Here is an 18,173-nt window from a genome sequence, read left to right as displayed (position 1 = left end):
TACTGGATATTTAATCATTAGTCTAGTTATTACTACCATTTTTACTTCTGATTGTATGGAGCTACTCTATCACCATACCAGAAGCCCCGAACCTTATCATTAATCCATGGCATTACAAAATAATCAAGTCCAAAGGTTCTACCTGCTCCACACATAAGAGCTATAGAGCCAAAGAAATACCATAATATGTCCCATCCGGCCATGGCAGAAAGAATAAAGTTAACAACCATAAAGGCTGAAGCAGCACTAGCTAAGAAGGTAAATAAGCCTGCTATGAGAGCAAGTCCCATACCTATTTCAAGAATAACCACCATTCTCTGGAACCATACAGCCATTTCTGGAGTAGGTATCATAATTTCCATTATACCTTCATAAAGCTTAGGCATTTTAGATATAATTGGAGTTGCCCATTCTGTAGCAGCTTCTGCAGTCTGAGATGCACTAGTAGTAGCATCAGATGCTCCTGAGGCTCCATCAGCTGTTAACCAAGAAAATGGCATCTTTACATTGCCCATACGCATCCAGCTATCCTCACCTATACCTGCTGTGAATTTCTTAAGTCCCTTGGCAGCTTCCCAATTTGCAGTTCCTACAAGCTTTTCAAAACCTTCTAAGAACCAAAGAACACCTATATATATTCTGAGAGGAACAAGCCATAATCTATTTCCCTTTGAGGATAAATGTCCTCGCATAATCGATCTCTTATCTTCAATAGTAAAGAATTCATGCTGAAGATAATGATATACAGCATGTACCCCATTAACTCCAAATAGGTAATACATATTTATTAAATGCTTCATTAATAGAGCAAAGAATCCAGAAAGCTTTATTCCTGAAAGATCAGCTACACCGTATTTTCCTCCAACAGAAACCATAAAGCCATGATAATTAGATTTGAATTCCTTCTTTTCAGTGCTATTGATGTCAGCAACAATAGTATTTACAGCTGTCATTGCTGTCTGTTCTGCAGCTTCTACTATCTGAGGTGTACCCTTGCCAGGCTCCTCTTCATAATAAGCTAAATCACCTACTGCAAATACATTATCATGTCCAATTACCTGCATAAATTCATTGGTCTGCAATCTACCAGCCCTAGCTCTATCTAAGCCATACTCACCAACCTGACCGTTAGCCTGTATACCGCATGTCCATATTAATGTTTCAGTAGCAATCTTCTCTCCGCTTTTAAGTACTATTCCCTTAGGATTAACTTCAACTATCGGTGAATTCTTTAATACCTTCACCCCATGCTTAAGCATATAGTTTTCAGCTTTATCTGCCTGCTTTCTATCTAGCATATTTAATATGGTACCTAAAGCTTCTACTACATATAAGGAAACCTCATCCTTATCTATTCCATAATCCTTAGCGAGCTTATTCTTCCACTCTAAAAGCTCTCCAGCCATTTCAATACCTGTAAAACCTGAGCCAGCAACCACAAAGGACAGCATGTCCCTTCTCTTTTTAGGATCTAACTCTCTGGAAGCCTTATCAAAGGTATTCTGGATATGCTTTCTGATTTTTAAAGCGTCCTCGAAGGACCAAAGGGTAAATCCATTTTCCTTAACACCAGGAACACCGAAGAAAGCTGGTTCAGAACCTGTACCAATTAATAGATAGTCATATTTGAAGCTATCATTTTTAGTTTTAACTGTTTGTGTTTCGATATCTACCTTTGTAATATAATCTACTACAACCTTAACCTTGGTTCTGTGAAAAATCTTTGAAAGCTCTACCTGAACAGACTCAGGGTGAACTCTTCCTCCAGCTACCTCATGAAGCTCAGTCATCAGTGTATGGAAGGGATTTTTATCAATAAGTGTAATTTCAACACTATCATTTTTTTTGTATTTCTTAGCTAGCTTTTTCGCCGCATGGACACCTGCATAGCCTGCCCCCAATATAACGATGTGTTTGTTATCCAACTAAATCACTCCTTAATTTTTATCATACCTATAATAGAACAAGTAAACTACCATATTAAATATATATAGAAAGTTAAATATTGTCTATAATTATTTATAACCTTAAATTAACATTTTTTCAATATAAAGATTTGACCAGAGCCCTTGAAAACACTAGTTTGTTAAGTTAAAAATTATACAAAGATACTGTAAATTGTGATAAGTTTATCTAATATTGCATTAGTAATTTGAATATGCAGATAATAGAAACTCGTTGTATAATTTGATATGTAGTTAGTGAAAACGACTATATATCAAAAGGGGGATACAAAAAATGAAAAGAAACAAAATAATGAGTTTAGCTGCTGCATCTGTTTTAGCTTTAACAATACTAGCTGGATGTGGAAGCAACGATAAGGACGCTGCTCCAGCATCAGATTATAAAGATGGAAAATACAGGGCAGAGTATGATCAAATTGATAAGAACGGTTGGAAGGCTTTCGTTGAGCTTACCGTTAAGGATGGAAAAATCGCTGAGGTAGATTATGACTATCTTAACGACAAGGAAGAAAGAAAGTCAGAAAATGAAGCATACAACACAAAGATGAAGGAAGTTGCAGGAACAAACCCTGAAGCATACTTACCTGAGCTTGAAAAGGCTTTAGTGGACAAGCAGGACGCTTCTAAGATAGATAACATCACTGGAGCTACTCATTCTGTTGATGGCTTCAAAGAAATGGTTGCTAAGCTTGTAGATGAGAAGATCAAAAAGGGTGACGAAACAACTTTAGTAATTGCTCAACCTTCTCCAGCAGAAGAAGTTAAATTAACTGATGGTACCTACAAAGCAGAATACGATAAGTTTGATAGCCACAGCTGGAAGGCTTTCACTGAAATCACTGTAAAAGATGGAAAAATCGCTGAAGTTAATTTCGACTACGTAAATGATAAAGGCGAAATGAAATCTGAAAGTGCTGAATACAATGAAAGCATGAAGAAGGTTTCTGGAACTAATCCAGAGGAATTTACTCCAGTACTTGAGAAGGCTTTAGTTGACTCTCAGGATCCTTCCAAGGTTGACACTGTTACAGGAGCTACTTCCTCATCTAACGATTTCAAAGCTTTAGCTACTAAGCTTATATCAGAAAAAATAGCTAAGGGTGACACTACTACTTTAGTTGTAGAATTACCAGCTGAATAATAAATATAAAAAGACTTTAGGATATCCTGAAGTCTTTTTTTAAAGTTTTATTACCTCCTTATGGTAAAGAAAAAGCTTTTGTAATATAATACCTACATACTAATGATTTGACAGGAGGATATCATGTTCAAAAAAAGCACTTTCATAAAGGTAATTTCTGCTTCTCTTCTTTCTTTAATGCTCCTATCTGGCTGTAGCTATAAGGAAAGTAAGGAGGCTGAAGAAAAGGATAATACCCCCCTCACGAAAACGGAATTTTATATGGGAACAGTTATAACTATTAGCCTTTATGACCATAAAGATGAAAAAATTTTAGATGAAGCCTTTGAAAGAGTAAAGTCTATAGAAGCAGAGCTCAGTATAAATGCAGAAGGCACAGAAATCGATAAAATAAATGAAGCAGCAGGAAAAGAAGCTATTAAGGTATCAGAGGATGCCTTTACAAATATAAAAAAAGGGTTAGAATACTCTAAAGAAACAGAGGGAACCTTTGACATAACCATAGGCCCCTTAGTGAAGCTCTGGAGCATTGGGCTCCCTGAGGCAAAGGTGCCTACAGAAGAAGAAATAAAGGCTGCTATCAGCCATATAGGCTATGATAAGGTTGTCCTTGACGAAGATAAGCGTACAGTTTTTCTTCAGGAGGAAGGCATGATGCTGGACTTAGGTAGCATTGCAAAAGGCTATACCGCTGATGTAATCGGTGAGCTTTTGAAGTCCCATGGTGTTGAAAATGCCCTTATTGACCTTGGTGGTAACATATTAGCCCTTGGTGAGAATCCCGAAGGAAGACCATGGAAAATCGGTGTTCAGAACCCAGAGGACACAAGAGGCGAAATAATTGGTTATGTATCTATAGAAAATAAATCTGTGGTTACCTCCGGTATCTATGAAAGATTTTTAGAGCAGGACGGAAAGAAATATCACCACCTCCTCAACCCCTTTACTGGCTATCCCTATGATAATGAACTCATGGGTGTTACCATTATAAGCGATGAGTCTATCGATGGTGATGCTCTTTCCACCTCAGTATTTTCTAAGGGTCTTCAGGGAGGCATAGAATTTATAGAAACCATTGAGGATGTAGATGCAATATTTGTTACTAAGGAAAAGAATATTTACATGACCTCCGGTCTTAAAGATAACTTTGTTATAACTAATAATAGTTTTACCATAGCAGAATAGCCCTTTAAAAAGAGCATAGGATCCATATCCTATGCTCATATTTTTACTAGACTATTAAATTATTTTATTTCAACCTGTTGGTTCTGAAGAACCTTAACCTTAAGGAGAACTACCATCTTTTCTATGATCTTGCAATACTCTTCTTCCTTATCCTTGCCCTTATCGTCGTAGCAGTCTTCATCCTTCTTTTTAGGATATTTATTCTCTTCTTTAATCTGATCAAGATCAAATATCTTTGCACTAATTAGTTCGCAGAAAGGTCTTTCTACAAAGTAGATGTCTTCCTCGTAGCCAGTCTCGCAGAGAAGCTTTCCTAATGTTTCTTCGCAATCATTCTTGCAGCCTACTTCTCTCTGGAAGTAATCAAACTCCTTGCTTCTGCTTCTGAATCTAAATTCTGGAGCAGTTTCAAACCATACATCAGTTACTGTCTGGAAAGGAACCTTAGCTGTTGCATCCTTAATGGATCCTCTCTTTACATCGGCATATTCGCACTCATCTACTGTAGCATATTCAATATTCTTTTCCACAAAGCCTTTGATAAATAGCTTACCTGATTTAGGCTTGCCATCGCAGTCTTTCTCTCCTGCATTGGGGATTAGCTTGCACTGAATTAGCTGTACATTCTTCTTAATTCTCTTAATTTCAGAAAACTTATCCTTGATATCTATAATAGCTTCAACATCTATCTGTACTTCCTTCTCAGCAAGTACAACAGGCACTTTTATAGTAACTGGTCCACAAATACCCTTAGGCTCAATATTTCTTCCAGGACTAAAAGGTAAGGTTTCAGCTTTAACTGTTCCGCAAGGTTTATATTTATATTCGTATCCCACTTTATATTCCTCCTAGTGTAAAAGATTTTAAAACATTATCTCTAATAGCATTATATTAATAAGCCCTTTTTTTGTGACGAAATAATAAGGCTAATAGAATATTTCTCCTTAAGAGTGAATATACCTATGATTCAAGCATATAAATTAACAAATAAATCAATCAGAGGTATCCATGAAAAAAAATACTACCGTAGATATTCTCGGCTTATCAGAGGAAAAGGAGCTTTCTAACCTTCCCCTTACCAATTTATCGTATTTTAATGACAGAGAACATATACATCATGGGTTGGATGCGGAAGGAATACTCTCTATAGCTAAGGTTGAAATAAGTCTTTCCATCACTTCTCAGAGAGAGATATACCTTCCTTTCCAGAAGCTATTATTCCTTGATGGTGAAAAGATTCTAATTCTTAGCTATACCAGTGAAGAAGGAAGCTTTATTAAAAAAAATTATCTCCTGCCCTTTAGTACAGTAATCACATTAGATAAAAAAGCAATTCCAAGCATAATAAGTGTATACCCTCTACACCTATACCCCTATTTAACCAGTGATGGCATAGTATATATTCACACCCACTATGCAGCAGCTGTGACCTTAAACGATAAATTTGACAATATAACCGAGACCATGGGATATTTTAATCCTGATGAAGAATCACTTTAGGAGGCCTGTATGAATATATGCTTAGATTCCTATGGAATATTAAATCTTCCCGGCACCTTTATAGCTTCTTATAGCTCAGAGCTCACCAGACAGCTTTCTAAAACAGAATACCCTTCAGTTATCCATGGAATAATTGAAGGCAGTAGAGAAAGCTTACCTTTTAAACCAAGCTCCTGGTGTATTACTCCCAATATCTTCTTAGATAGGATAAATAATAATTATGAAGCTCTTGAAGCTTACCTTAGGGAAGAAAATATTAATGTCTTCCATTCCCTAAATAATGGCTTTAGCTTACCTGAGGAGAAAGTTTGCAGCTATGTATCAACAATTCACTCCCTTTATCCTCTAGAGCATAAGGAAATGGTGGACAGCAGCTATTATAAAAAGTTTCATAAATCATTGCCACGGGTCTTAGAAAAATCCGACAAGATCATTGCTGTATCCCCCTTCATACAGAAAGAGCTCATGAGAATATTAGACATTCCTTCAGAAAAAATAGCAGTAATCTATCCACTGCTATCTAAAGAAATGAAGCCCCTTGCCCCCGGTATATGCAGAGATCTCCTTGCTGAGAAGTATGGTATTTTTGAAGATTTCATTTACTACTCTGGTAATATTCATAGAAGCAAAAATCTATCAGAGCTAATTAAGATATTCAAAATAGTAGCTAATAGAAATCCAAAGGTTAATCTTATAATCTCAGGCTCCATAGATGGTAAAAAAGACGAATATTATAAAGAGCTCCTGGCGCTTATTTCAAAGCTTTCCTTAAATGATAGGGTAATATTTACTGGTATTGTACCTAAGGAGGATATGGTATATTTTTATAATAGAGCTCGCTGCACCATAAGCCTATCAGAATATGATGGCTATCCTTTAAGCCTCGTTGAAGCCTCAGCCTGCCTCACACCTGTTATTTGCCTTTCCACAGAAGTAAATCTTGATGTACTTAGAGATACAGCAGTAACCTGTCATTTAGAAAAAACTAAAGAAATCAGCGATGTCCTTGCATATATCTGCGGCAGTAGAGAAGTACGCAGTCACATCATCAGCAAAATGAAGCCTGCAAAAATCGGTACTGTAGAGGAATATATCGAGCTATATGAAAACCTGGAATAAAAAAATTGCGGCGAAGCAGTAGCTTCGCCGCACTATTATATAATTTCTATTATGCTATCAATCACTTCAGCCTCACAATTACCTTCAATATAATCAAGAACCCTCTGAAGAACACTGTTGGCATGTGAGGTTTCATTACTTACACAGGCTATTCCCAGCACTATGCTTTGGTGAAGATCTTGATCCTCAATCTCTGCCACGGATACATTGAACTTGTTTTTGATTCTTTCGGTGATGCTCCTTAAGACCATTCTTTTTTCCTTAAGGCTGTGTGACCAAGGAACCATAAGCTTAACCTCTAATGTACCTATAATCATAATATCCTCCTAAAGCTCTATTCATTATATTAATATTATATCAAAGCTTAAGGAATCTTATAATCCTTATAGATATTTAATTTCAGGTAGTTTTTCTTCCTTTACAGCAGGATCAAAATTTGATGGTGGATAGCCTATAGGTAGTATAGCCACAGGAATTTCCTTAGAATCTCCTCCGATTATTCCCTTAACTTCCTCCACATCAAAGTTTCCTACCCAGGTAGTAACCAAACCTAAGGCTTCCACAGCAAGCATTGCATAAGTGCAAGCTATTGTAGCATCTTGAACACTATATAGCTCTTCACCTTTTTTTCCATAGTACTTACTAGAAATCTCAGGCAAAGCACTAAATACTAGTACTACAGGAGCGCTATCTACAAAGGTTATCTCCTGAAGATCTTGTCTTATTTCCCTAGACTTTATCACAGTAACCTTAAAATCCTCAAGGTTGCCAGCTGTAGGTGAAAGCTTTATAATATCAAGAATCTTATTGATTATTTCCTCACTAACCTTTTCTTCAGAAAATTTTCTAATAGATCTTCTTTTTAATGATAATTCCATAAGCTGTGTATACATAATGATGAACCTCCCAAAAACATAATTATTAATTCAACACCCTTGTCTAATTAGCATTTCTTATTGATTACTTTAAGATTTAGTAAAAACTTTATCCTATAGCTTGATTATACACATTGAGTAAATTAATTACAATATTTACAATATTAACTACACAGATTATTAACAATTAATACTTATTTACGACATAAAATAATACTTTGTTAATAGTTCATGGAGGGATGTTTCCTCTTGCCCAGCTTCTAGATTAATCAAAAAGTCAATTTCTCTCTCTTCTACTTCTCCTGTGAGACATGTCCATTTAGCTGTTATCTCCTTATTGTACTCTAATGCCCCGAAACCAAGTGCTTTTGCCAAGGAAAAAGCAGTTACTGGCTTAAAAGAAACTATAGTTTTTATTCCTTCATAGAAATTTACAAGGATAGTGGCTGTTTCAATCAGCTCCCTATCAATTCTTTGCTTAACCTCCTCTACAGAAATATTCAGCATTATTGCTAGTTCAGTAAGATTAATAACATCCTCAGGATTATTTGCCGTGGATAAACAAATATTCTTTTTTTCCTGCTTATGTGTTAAAAAGCTTATTGCCCTATCCTTTTCCTCCTTTGGATTTACTAATAGGGTATAGGGATTTAAACAGTAGCTTTCTACATTACCACTGTGTACAATCTCCCCCAGGAGGGAGAGTTCCTCTGGATTCTTAGAAGAAGAAATAATCATATAATTACCTAAGCTCCTTGGATTTCCCTTTATAAAAGTATATAAAGCCTCTATAAGATCAATGCCCCCAACAAAAATATTATCTTTCAGTGATATATCATATTCCGTAAGAAACCTCTGTATATCCTTCCTGCATTGACAATCAAAAATTATCACCTGACTCTGAGGATTCAATATAGCATCTTTCTTACTAATCAGTATTATCTCTTCCTTCTTCCATATTTCTCTCAAATATTCTGGTAAATACAGATAATCATAGCCTTCGCCTTTTGAGGATAAGGAAATTAAATAGCCACCAAAAACAGAGAGTTTTCTTCTTCTATCTCCTACAAAAAAAAGCACCTTATCCTTATCCTTCTTAATATCCTTAACAATTTTCAAGGCTTTAGTAGAACTTAATAATTCTTTACCTGAATATAGTATCCTTACCTCATGGTCACTGTTTTCTATAAGACCAATATTTTTATCAAAGAGCCTAAGAATAAAATTATAATCACCACACTGCTCACTGGTTAAGCCTAAATCAATTCTACACCTTAAGCCTATGTCCTTAAGCTTTCTGGCTGTGTATATCATGTCATAATAATTATAAAAGTAAATCCCAATTATCATCCTTCCCTCCTATTTTCTTAAGGCTAAGTAAGTATTTATACAATATACTAATAGATCAATGATAAAATGTATAATATTAGGATATTTTCAAATGAATATATTCTTATACCTCTAAATTGCATAAAAATAGGACATCCTGCTAATGAAAGAAGAATGTCCTATCTATAATATTTTATTTTTTTCCTGTTGTGCCGAAGCCTCCTCGATCTATGTCTTCAAGCTCCTCACATTCAACAAAGTTAAGCTTAGGCTGGTTTTCTACAATTCTAAATTGACAGATACGATCATTAAATTCAATTTTTGTATCTCTAAGAGCATATACAGGTACATACCACTGATCATTGGTACCAGAATAAGAATTATCAATAACTCCTTGAGAGTTAGTTTGTATTATACCAAAGTTTTTAAAGGTAGAGCTCCTAGGAACCACATGTGCTTCATAGCCTGATGGGAGAACCATGGCAACGCCTAAAGGAATTAACCTGTATTCACCTTTTTTAAGCACAACTGTCTCTGCTGCTCTTAAATCGATCCAATCGGACTTTCCATCTATGTATCTGAGCCTTTCAAGCTTATCTGAAAAATACTTAATTCTTATGTTTTCCAATTTAATACTCCCTTTCCTAGTAGCTTTACTGTTCATGAAAATAACTCATGAACACAAAAAACAGGAAGGATTGCTCCTTCCTGTATATTTTACCACCAACAACCGCATAAGAATAGCAACAAAATTATAATTAGCAGGTTGTCATCTATTATATTATTATTGCAGTGATGCTGTGGCCTAGGTTTTCTTTCTCTGAATCTATTAATAACAGCGATCTCCTCTACTACATCTCCTGAAGAAATTCTAACTCTAGAGCTTGGTTTATATATAGGAGATAAATAATTTCTTTCGTCCACATCTGCAACTACATGGTATATACCTCTTTCAAGTCCCTGGAAAGTTAGCTCACCACAGCGATCTGTCCTGCCTTCTCTAATAGGTTTCTTACAGCCTTCTTTAAAAAGGAATATCCTTATATCAGGCTGAGGTGTTAAAGTATCTCTCACCCATAAAAAAGAAAAAACCTTAATAGCTCCATTGAAATAACAGTTATTTCCTCTCTTTACCTCATTTAGTTCCTCTATGTCAAAGTTCATCTCTTTCACCTCCGTAGTTCTACTATATAATATGAAAACACAGAGGCTATGTTACACAAAACACTAAAGAGAGCTATATTTAAATTATAATAGCTCTCTTTTTTAATTATTCTTTTGTTAATTTGAATATCTTGAAGGTCATAGGTTCCATAAAGATTTCTCTAGTATCAGCACCTATTACTTCATTGGTTAATAGCTCCTCTTCCAGGGAATATGGAACTACTAGCTTTTCCTCTTCTTGAGAATTATTTATAACTACAAGAAGTCTTTCCTCTTGATACCCTCTTATGAAGGAAAGTACCATATCTCTAGCTTCTACCACCTTGAACTCACCATGCACAAGGGCTTTATTTTCTTTCCTTATTTTATTGAGCTTTTTATAATAGGATAGCAGATCATTGTCCTGTTTAGCTTCATCCCACACCATGCATCTTCTGGAATAAGGATCATTTGTCCCTTTCATCCCCACTTCAGTTCCATAATAAATATAAGGAATACCAATATAAGTATACTGAAGAGCTGCAGCCAGCTTCAAGCTATCCTTTCTCCCCATGCTTTCTGTAATAAATCTTGGGGTATCATGGCTGTCGATAAGATTTAGAAGCTGTTTATTTATCTTTTCATGATATAAGCTTCTATAATTCTCTAGGATGTCAATGGCTTTATCTGCAGTGATATTTCTTTTAGCAAAAAACTCTAGGCATACATCTCGGAAGGGATAGTTCATAGTACTGTCCAACTGATCTCCTCTTAAAAAGGCAGCACCCTCATGCTGTATTTCACCAATAATAAAAGCGTCCTTATATACCTTTTTTACTCCTTCTCTAAAGGCTCTTAAGAATTTATGGTCTATTTCATCACATACATCTAATCGCCAACCATCAATTCCCACTTCCTTAATCCAGTACTTTCCTACCTCCACGAAATAATCCACAACCTCAGGATTCTTTGTATTGAGCTTAGGCATATATCCTTCTCCAAAGCCAAAGGTTATATAGTTTGGTTTCTCCAGATCTATTGGAAAGCTATTTATAAAATACCAATCCTTGTACCTAGACTTTTCTCCTTTTTCTATAACATCCTGAAAAGCAAAAAAGTCAGAGCCACTGTGATTAAACACCCCATCAAAAACTATCCTTATTCCCTTATCGTGAGCCACATCCACCATTTTTTTAGCTGTTTCTATATCTCCAAAATAAGGATCTATTTTATAATAGTCCTTTGTATTGTATTTATGATTAGAGGTTGATTCAAAAATAGGAGTAAAGTATATCATATCCACTCCCAGCTTTTTTAAATAATCAAGCTTATCTATAATCCCTTGCAGATCCCCACCGAACATAGTGGTGGTAGATACCTCTTTCCCCCAAGGAAGAGTGCCATCTGGATCATTTTCCTTATTTCCATTGAAAAATCTATCGGGAAACAACTGATAAACAATAGCCTCTTGAGCCCAGGCTACCTCTTCATATAAATCTCCTAAGGCTAAATATGGATAGTTGAAGGCACCAGCATCACCTGGCTTCTTATCTGTAAAGCCTCTTTCATAATAATACCCCGTCTCTCCATTCTTATCCTTTAGCTCAAAGAAATATCTATATCTTTGATACTCTAAGGAAATGTTTGTCCTATAAAAAGTAAAGAATTCTGTTTCTATGTATTTTTCCATGGGAGCTGTATTATAAGGAGCTTCGCCATCATATCTATCTTTATAATATATTGTAACACTATCCATATCTCCAGCTGCAACTCTTAGTATAACCCTAAGATTCTCTTGATCCATTCCATAAACAAAAGGCACATCAGTATTATGTAATATAGCGTGTTTATTCATGATATCCTCCTTTGACTTTTGTATATAAGTAATTATAAATAAATTTAAGAATTTTGCTATAAACATTTTGTAAAAGAATAATGGAGAGAGCAGGCTCCCTCCATCTTATAAGCAAAATTATTTAAAAGCCTGTTTATAATAATCCTGTAAGAAGTTAAGAATTAGGCAGGCCTAAAATATACGCTGACTTCTTAGGAACAATTATTTCATTATCTAAAATAATCCTCTTTCCTTCTGGATATGCCCCTTCTTCATCTAGCAACAATTTATACTTATCCTTGCCAGTATTTAAGGAAAAAGCCTCCTCAGAACCATTATAAATAACCAGCAGCCTTTCCCAAAGCTCCTTATGGTTTTTGCTTCCTTGAAAAACATAAGCCACCACAGATTTTTTTCCTGTATCCATAAAGCTTATATTATTTATTATACTTCTATCCCTATTATCAAAGACGCTAAAGGACTTTCTTATTGTAATTAGGCCTTTATAATAGTCCACTAAAGATTTATGAGCATATATTCTCTGCCAATCTAGCTGATTAAGCTTCACTGGAGATTTATAGCTATCTCCAATGCCATTTTTTGTTCTTGCCCCCTCCTCACCTGCCTGAAAAAAAGGTATTCCCAAGGAAGTGAGGTATATGGCTGCAGCTAGCTTATTTAGCCTTATTGCTCCTTCACTAAACTCATAAAATTTTAGTTTCTGCTTCCCATTATTCAGGGTATAAAGGAGCTTATCCCACAAAGTAAAATTATCATGGGAGGATGCATAGGATATGATCTGTCCCGGCCCCTTAGGTATAAATGAATTATTATTGTCGCAGTGAGCATATACAGCACTCTTTATTTTGTCTTCTAGGTCCTTACCACCATTTATAAAGCCAGGATCCTCTTCAATAAACACGCTGCCTTTGATAGCATCTCTTGTATCATCACTAAAAATAGCTATTCTTTCATCAAGGAGATGAATATTATCCTTAACCGCAGGTAAGCAGCCTTCTGCCATAGGACTATGGGAGCATTGCCAGGGCTCACCGTAAATAAGTAGCTTTTCTCCCCCAGGGAGGCTATCTAGTGCCTTTCTTATTTCATTCATGGTATCAACATCATGAAGCCCCATTAAATCAAAGCGAAAGCCATCTATATGATACTCCTTGGCCCAATAGCAAACAGAGTCAATGATAAACTTTCTAAACATCAACCTTTCACTAGCAGTATCATTGCCACAGCCTGAGCCATTAGAAAAACTTCCATCCTCATTTAATCTGTAATAATAATAAGGTACTGTAGCTTGAAAAGCAGAAGCTGTATTAAAGGTGTGATTATAAACCACATCCATTATTACTCCTATACCTTCCTCATGAAGGGCTTTCACCATTTCCTTAAACTCTTTTATTCTCACCTCTCCATTAAAGGGATCGGAAGAATAAGAGCCTTCTGGAAGGTTGTAATTCTGAGGATCATAACCCCAGTTAAAGCTATCCTCATGAATTTTACTCTCATCAATTGATTGAAAATCAAAGACTGGCAGTAAATGAACATAATTAATACCCAGGTCCTTAATATAAGACAAACAGGTAGGCTCTTTTCCTTCACCCTTTAAAGTGGTGTTTTTCTCAGTAAAAGCCTTATATTTCCCTCTGTTTTTCTCAGTAACTCCACTGTCAGGATCACTGGAAAAATCCTTAACATGCACCTCATATATTACCGGTCTCTGGTGCTGTAGATTTCTAAGACAATCCTCATCCCAGCCCTCAGGATTGGTTTTCTCTAAATCAACCACCATGGTCCTTCTTCCATTTACTCCTGCAGCTCTTCCATATATGTCCTGAGTTTCCTTCACCTCATCCATAACCTCTACGGAATAGGTGTAGTATATCCCAGCTAAATCCTCCTTAACCTCACAGCTCCAGACCCCCTTATTACTTTTATCCATAGACAAGCTCTGTAAAAAAGCTTCCTTATTATCAGGATTTCCATCACTATATAAATTAAGAGTAACAGCAGAAGCCGTGGGAGCCCAGAGCTTAAATACAGTCTTTTCATGACTGTATACAGCACCTAAATCGTCACCTTCATAATAATACTCATCCTCAAACTCCTTAGAATCAAAAAGCTTCTTCCATTCTATTGGAGACTTTTTCTTCGGCAGCATCTATAACACTTCCTCCATATTAAATTGATAGAATATTAACCTTTAACTGCACCACCCACAGCTTCAGCATAATATTTCTGAACCATTAGGAACAATATAGCTATAGGTATAGAAATCAATACACAGCCTGCAAAAAACCTCGTATAATAATACTCAATAAACTCGGCCTCAAGCATCGTCCACAATCCAACGGCAATGGTGTAATAGGCCTTGTCCTGACCTAATATAACCCTTGCAAATATAAAGTCCACCCAGGGTCCAATAAAGGATTGGAGCATTGTATATACTATTATTGGTTTAGATAATGGAATTGTTATCTTTGTAAATACATCCCACTTCGTAGCTCCGTCTATATAGGCAGCTTCGTCAATGGATTTACTTATAGTGTCAAAGAAGCCCTTAGCTATATAAAAACCGAGGCCAGCTCCAGCAGAATAAACAATGACCAGAGCAAAGAGCTTTAACTGTCCTGTTTCTAATAGTCCCATCCCTTTAATTATATAATATACTGCTATCATTGACATAAAACCTGGAAACATTCCTAAAATAAGAGCTATATTCAAAAGGCTCTTCCTCATTTTAAATCTTAGCCTGGACATAACATAAGAAACTGATAGAACAAAAAATACAGAAATTATACAGCTAAGTATAGCTACAATAAAGGTATTTCCAAACCATCTTGTAAAGTTTAAGCTACCAGAGGTATCAAATAGATTTAAGTAATTATTAAGAGTATACCCCTTAGGAAATACATAGCTCTTATAGGCTCCCCCTTCTTCTCTAAAGGAGGTTAAAATAGTAAAGAATATAGGAAGCACCCATATAAAGGCTAAAACTCCTAGGAATATATGGACAAATGTATTAGATATAAGCCCTTTTATATTCATTCTTCTTTTCTTAACTTTTCTTTGTGTCATCATTATTGGAATCCCTCCTCATTTTTGTAGGCACCAGTTCGGCGATAAACTAGGAGTGAAGAAGTGGCCATAATAACGAAGATTATAATACCAATAACAGAACCCAAATTATAATCCTTCTTTTCTATGGTTAGCTTATAAAGCCAGGTAACCAGCAGGTCTGTTTTACCAGCATTATATAAATCTAAGCTTTCAGGTCCTCCTCCTGTTAGCAGATAAATTACATTAAAGTTATTGATATTTCCTACAAACTGAGTAATTAGATAAGGTGCCGTGATAAAGAGCATATAAGGCAAGGTTATCTTAAAGAAGATTGCAATATTGCCAGCCCCATCAATCCTGGCTGATTCATAAAGCTCTGAAGGAATATTTTGAAGAATTCCTGTGGTAGTGAGCATGGTGAAGGGTACACCTATCCAGATGTTAATTATTATAATCATAACCTTTGCTATTCCCGCATTGGTAAAGAAAGGGATAGATTCTGTAGCCTCTAAAACTCCCACGGTTCTAAGTAAAACATTCATAGGACCATTAGCATTAAAAATTACTCTCATGGTAAGCAAGGAAACAAACTGAGGCATAGCTACAGATAGTATAAATATAAATCTCCAGAAGCCCTTTGCCCTTGTTTTTTTTCTATTAATAATAATGGCAAGGATCATACCCAAAACATAGCAGCTTACGGTAGCTGCAAAAGCCCAGATAACTGTCCAGGTGAGGGTCGTCCAAAAGGTACTTGAAATCTTACCTCCAAAGGAAAGCATGCTAACAAAGTTTTTAAATCCTACCCAATCAAATAGATTGCCTGGGGGCTGATGCTTACTGTCATAATTGGTGAAGGCTATTAAAATCATATATACCAGAGGTATAATTGTAAAAACAACAATTCCCGTAATAGGTAAGAATAACAAGGTAACATGGAGCCTTTCATCAATTAGCATTTTTAGCTCCTGTTTGAAGGATAGAGGGGTATTTCCCTTTTCTACCTGCTTCTGAACAGAATAAGCACTTTTTACAGAAGAAACAGCAAGGATTATAGTCACAATAAAAATGAAAATAGTAATTACACCATATAACAACATAAGCATAGAGTTATCCCCAGCAACATATTCATATATTTGCTTGGATTCATTAAAAACCTCCTGCTGAACATTTGTCCCAAGTGTTGTAAAATTTATCAAAGAATTTATTCCAAAAAGGATTATATAGCTAAGACAGCTAATTTCTAAAGCTAAAAATATGAATCCTTTAACTATCTGCTTATGGAATAAATTCCCTAGTCCCCAAATTAATAAAGAAGCTCTGGTTATTTTACTTCCTTTAATAAGCGCCTCGCCTACTCCTGATTTGGGGGATGCATCTTTTTTACGAAGGATATTATTACGTTGGATCTTCACTACAGCCACCCTCTTTTTCTAAAAATCTATCTCTCTAATAATTGATATTTATAAAATAAAACATATAATTATGCAGATTTTTCATAGTCTTTATTAAAAAGGTGTTCTTGAGAAGATCAAGAACACCTATATCATTACTTTTAAGTAAGGTTTATTGAAGTATTATTCTACCTTCATGTTATCTACAAATTTATCCAATCTTTCTTGGGCATTAGCCTTTGTAAGCTCACCATTTCTTATTTCTGTTGCTATAGCGCCAGCATTTGTCCAGTATTTGTTACCGAATTCACTGGAGGTTGGCTGCATTATTGAAGCCTTTTCAACTACACCGATTATAGCAGTTGCAACTTCATCAGCCTTAACAGCATCGCTGCTTCCAGCAGTTTTATTAGTAGGTACTTGATTGGTTTCTTCATATCTCTTAACCTGCATTTCTTCACTTCCTAAGTAGGCAGCTAAAGCAACAGCTACTTCAGGATTCTTAGAGTTAGAATTTACACCAATTACCTTAGAGCCATAGAAGGCTTTAAGCTGATAATCAGTGCCATCAGGATTGAAGGTAGGAAGCACAGCAACACCTAAATCATCTCCTAAAGCATCTTTATATAAGTTGTAATTCCAGGAACCATCAAACCAAGCGCCAACTCTATGAGCAGCAGTTAATTCTGAAAGAGATACGTCATCATTATAAGCAACCTTAGGATTGTTAATAAGGTCAACTAAATAATTTGTTACAGCAAGTCCTTTTTCACTATTCCAATCAGAGCCCTTAGCATAATCGTTACCGTCTTCACCATAAATGGAAAGTCCAGCACCGTAGTACCAAGCTCCTAGTTTCCAACCGCCAGCGGAGTCGAACACGAAGTTATAAACATCATTAGCAGTAGCAGCTTGTACAATTTTTTCTACTGAACCAATGCTATCCTCTGGTATTAAGGTCTTATCATAATACATAAAGAAGGTATTATGAGTAAATGGTATTCCATAAATAGAACCATCATGAGTAACAGTGTTAACTACTGTTTCATCCATGGTGCTCTTAACCATTTCCTCTGTGCTTCCACCAAGCTTGGCTATAGCACCTGCATCGATAAGGCCAGATAACTGGTCATTAGCAAAGAAGTAAACATCCGCTGCAGCCTCAGGATCCTTTAATATCTGATCCTTAGCAACGTCCTCACCTACAGCTTCTACAGTAAAGGTGATTTTCCATTCAGGATGCTCTTCCTGGAAGGACTTAGTCATAGATTCTATAGTTCCACTCTGAACTTGGTTTTCAGGAGCCCATACCTTAAGCTCTACTTCCTTAACCTCACCATCGGTACCAGCACCATTATCCTTAGGTTTGGATTCTCCTTGGCATCCTGCTAAAACTCCAACGGAAAGCATAGCTACCATTAGAACAGATAAAAGTCTTCTCTTCATAAACACTTCTCCTTTTATACTTATATTTTTCTTGTAACTGTTTTCAGCTGAAAAGCAAGAATTACGCAATCGGTTGCACAAAAAGCATCACTAATAACGTAATTGTTAACTTAAGCTAATATTAACACGACATGCAATATATGTCAATTATATTAATTAATGTTTTTAAAG

Annotated in this window: 16 protein-coding genes; 4 read left to right on the top strand and 12 right to left on the bottom strand. The window is 35.8% G+C overall.

Annotation, left to right across the window (positions count from 1 at the left end):
- Window positions 1-41: 41 nt before the first annotated feature.
- Complete coding sequence (locus ACPWSR_RS14045; RefSeq protein ID WP_426348863.1) at window positions 42-1,925, bottom strand: FAD-dependent oxidoreductase; 1,884 nt, start codon at window positions 1,923-1,925, stop codon at window positions 42-44.
- Window positions 1,926-2,238: 313 nt separating this feature from the next.
- Between ACPWSR_RS14045 and ACPWSR_RS14040 the strand changes: the two genes are divergently transcribed.
- Window positions 2,239-3,105: an FMN-binding protein gene (locus tag ACPWSR_RS14040; protein WP_426348862.1), complete on the top strand. Its 867-nt coding sequence runs from the start codon at window positions 2,239-2,241 to the stop codon at window positions 3,103-3,105.
- A 123-nt stretch (window positions 3,106-3,228) separates the two neighbouring features.
- A complete protein-coding gene (locus ACPWSR_RS14035) occupies window positions 3,229-4,290 on the top strand; it encodes an FAD:protein FMN transferase (RefSeq protein ID WP_426348861.1) in 1,062 nt (353 codons plus the stop codon).
- Between the two features lie 59 nt (window positions 4,291-4,349).
- Here ACPWSR_RS14035 and ACPWSR_RS14030 read toward each other — a convergent pair whose 3' ends face one another.
- Window positions 4,350-5,126: a CsxC family protein gene (locus ACPWSR_RS14030; RefSeq protein ID WP_426348860.1), complete on the bottom strand. Its 777-nt coding sequence runs from the start codon at window positions 5,124-5,126 to the stop codon at window positions 4,350-4,352.
- Between the two features lie 172 nt (window positions 5,127-5,298).
- On the opposite strand from ACPWSR_RS14030, the gene ACPWSR_RS14025 reads away from it, so the two are divergent.
- Window positions 5,299-5,790 (top strand): hypothetical protein, encoded by a 492-nt coding sequence (locus tag ACPWSR_RS14025; RefSeq protein ID WP_426348859.1) that lies wholly within the window; start codon window positions 5,299-5,301, stop codon window positions 5,788-5,790.
- 9 nt (window positions 5,791-5,799) lie between these two features.
- Complete coding sequence (locus ACPWSR_RS14020) at window positions 5,800-6,909, top strand: glycosyltransferase family 4 protein (protein WP_426348858.1); 1,110 nt, start codon at window positions 5,800-5,802, stop codon at window positions 6,907-6,909.
- Window positions 6,910-6,944: 35 nt separating this feature from the next.
- Here ACPWSR_RS14020 and ACPWSR_RS14015 read toward each other — a convergent pair whose 3' ends face one another.
- From ACPWSR_RS14015 to ACPWSR_RS13970, 10 genes are all read right to left on the bottom strand, one after another.
- Window positions 6,945-7,226, bottom strand: coding sequence for a DUF503 domain-containing protein (locus tag ACPWSR_RS14015; RefSeq protein ID WP_426348857.1), 282 nt, complete (start codon window positions 7,224-7,226; stop codon window positions 6,945-6,947).
- A gap of 66 nt (window positions 7,227-7,292) precedes the next feature.
- Window positions 7,293-7,802, bottom strand: coding sequence for a nitroreductase family protein (locus ACPWSR_RS14010; protein WP_426348856.1), 510 nt, complete (start codon window positions 7,800-7,802; stop codon window positions 7,293-7,295).
- A 180-nt stretch (window positions 7,803-7,982) separates the two neighbouring features.
- Window positions 7,983-9,134, bottom strand: coding sequence for a hypothetical protein (locus tag ACPWSR_RS14005; protein WP_426348855.1), 1,152 nt, complete (start codon window positions 9,132-9,134; stop codon window positions 7,983-7,985).
- 172 nt (window positions 9,135-9,306) lie between these two features.
- The gene (locus ACPWSR_RS14000) at window positions 9,307-9,741 is read right to left on the bottom strand and encodes a dUTP diphosphatase (protein WP_426348854.1); all 435 of its coding nucleotides are present in this window, start codon (window positions 9,739-9,741) and stop codon (window positions 9,307-9,309) included.
- A gap of 89 nt (window positions 9,742-9,830) precedes the next feature.
- Entirely contained in the window at window positions 9,831-10,277 is a 447-nt protein-coding gene (locus ACPWSR_RS13995) for a hypothetical protein (protein ID WP_426348853.1), read from the bottom strand.
- 106 nt (window positions 10,278-10,383) lie between these two features.
- Entirely contained in the window at window positions 10,384-12,111 is a 1,728-nt protein-coding gene (locus tag ACPWSR_RS13990; protein WP_426348852.1) for a glycoside hydrolase family 13 protein, read from the bottom strand.
- A gap of 154 nt (window positions 12,112-12,265) precedes the next feature.
- Complete coding sequence (gene pulA, locus ACPWSR_RS13985; protein ID WP_426348851.1) at window positions 12,266-14,263, bottom strand: type I pullulanase; 1,998 nt, start codon at window positions 14,261-14,263, stop codon at window positions 12,266-12,268.
- Between the two features lie 35 nt (window positions 14,264-14,298).
- Window positions 14,299-15,150, bottom strand: a complete 852-nt coding sequence (locus tag ACPWSR_RS13980; RefSeq protein ID WP_426351388.1) for a sugar ABC transporter permease — start codon at window positions 15,148-15,150, stop codon at window positions 14,299-14,301.
- 32 nt (window positions 15,151-15,182) lie between these two features.
- Window positions 15,183-16,577: a carbohydrate ABC transporter permease gene (locus ACPWSR_RS13975; protein WP_426348850.1), complete on the bottom strand. Its 1,395-nt coding sequence runs from the start codon at window positions 16,575-16,577 to the stop codon at window positions 15,183-15,185.
- A gap of 162 nt (window positions 16,578-16,739) precedes the next feature.
- Window positions 16,740-18,002 (bottom strand): extracellular solute-binding protein, encoded by a 1,263-nt coding sequence (locus ACPWSR_RS13970; RefSeq protein WP_426348849.1) that lies wholly within the window; start codon window positions 18,000-18,002, stop codon window positions 16,740-16,742.
- Window positions 18,003-18,173 lie beyond the last annotated feature (171 nt).

The sequence above is a fragment of the Alloiococcus sp. CFN-8 genome (assembly GCF_049943125.1).
Lineage (GTDB): Bacteria > Bacillota > Clostridia > Clostridiales > Clostridiaceae > JAEXZL01.
Note: the sequence above shows the minus strand (reverse complement) of the source record. Positions and strands in the feature narration are given on the sequence as shown.

Excerpts from the sequence above, each read along its gene's own strand:
- ACPWSR_RS13995 (WP_426348853.1), bottom strand. The coding sequence starts at position 10,277 with ATGAACTTTGACATAGAGGAACTAAATGAGGTAAAGAGAGGAAATAAC.
- ACPWSR_RS14020 (WP_426348858.1), top strand. The coding sequence starts at position 5,800 with ATGAATATATGCTTAGATTCCTATGGAATATTAAATCTTCCCGGCACC.
- ACPWSR_RS14025 (WP_426348859.1), top strand. The coding sequence starts at position 5,299 with ATGAAAAAAAATACTACCGTAGATATTCTCGGCTTATCAGAGGAAAAG.
- ACPWSR_RS13970 (WP_426348849.1), bottom strand. The coding sequence starts at position 18,002 with ATGAAGAGAAGACTTTTATCTGTTCTAATGGTAGCTATGCTTTCCGTT.
- ACPWSR_RS13990 (WP_426348852.1), bottom strand. The coding sequence starts at position 12,111 with ATGAATAAACACGCTATATTACATAATACTGATGTGCCTTTTGTTTAT.
- ACPWSR_RS14035 (WP_426348861.1), top strand. The coding sequence starts at position 3,229 with ATGTTCAAAAAAAGCACTTTCATAAAGGTAATTTCTGCTTCTCTTCTT.
- pulA (WP_426348851.1), bottom strand. The coding sequence starts at position 14,263 with ATGCTGCCGAAGAAAAAGTCTCCAATAGAATGGAAGAAGCTTTTTGAT.
- ACPWSR_RS13980 (WP_426351388.1), bottom strand. The coding sequence starts at position 15,150 with ATGAATATAAAAGGGCTTATATCTAATACATTTGTCCATATATTCCTA.
- ACPWSR_RS14015 (WP_426348857.1), bottom strand. The coding sequence starts at position 7,226 with ATGATTATAGGTACATTAGAGGTTAAGCTTATGGTTCCTTGGTCACAC.
- ACPWSR_RS14010 (WP_426348856.1), bottom strand. The coding sequence starts at position 7,802 with ATGTATACACAGCTTATGGAATTATCATTAAAAAGAAGATCTATTAGA.
- ACPWSR_RS14040 (WP_426348862.1), top strand. The coding sequence starts at position 2,239 with ATGAAAAGAAACAAAATAATGAGTTTAGCTGCTGCATCTGTTTTAGCT.
- ACPWSR_RS14005 (WP_426348855.1), bottom strand. The coding sequence starts at position 9,134 with ATGATAATTGGGATTTACTTTTATAATTATTATGACATGATATACACA.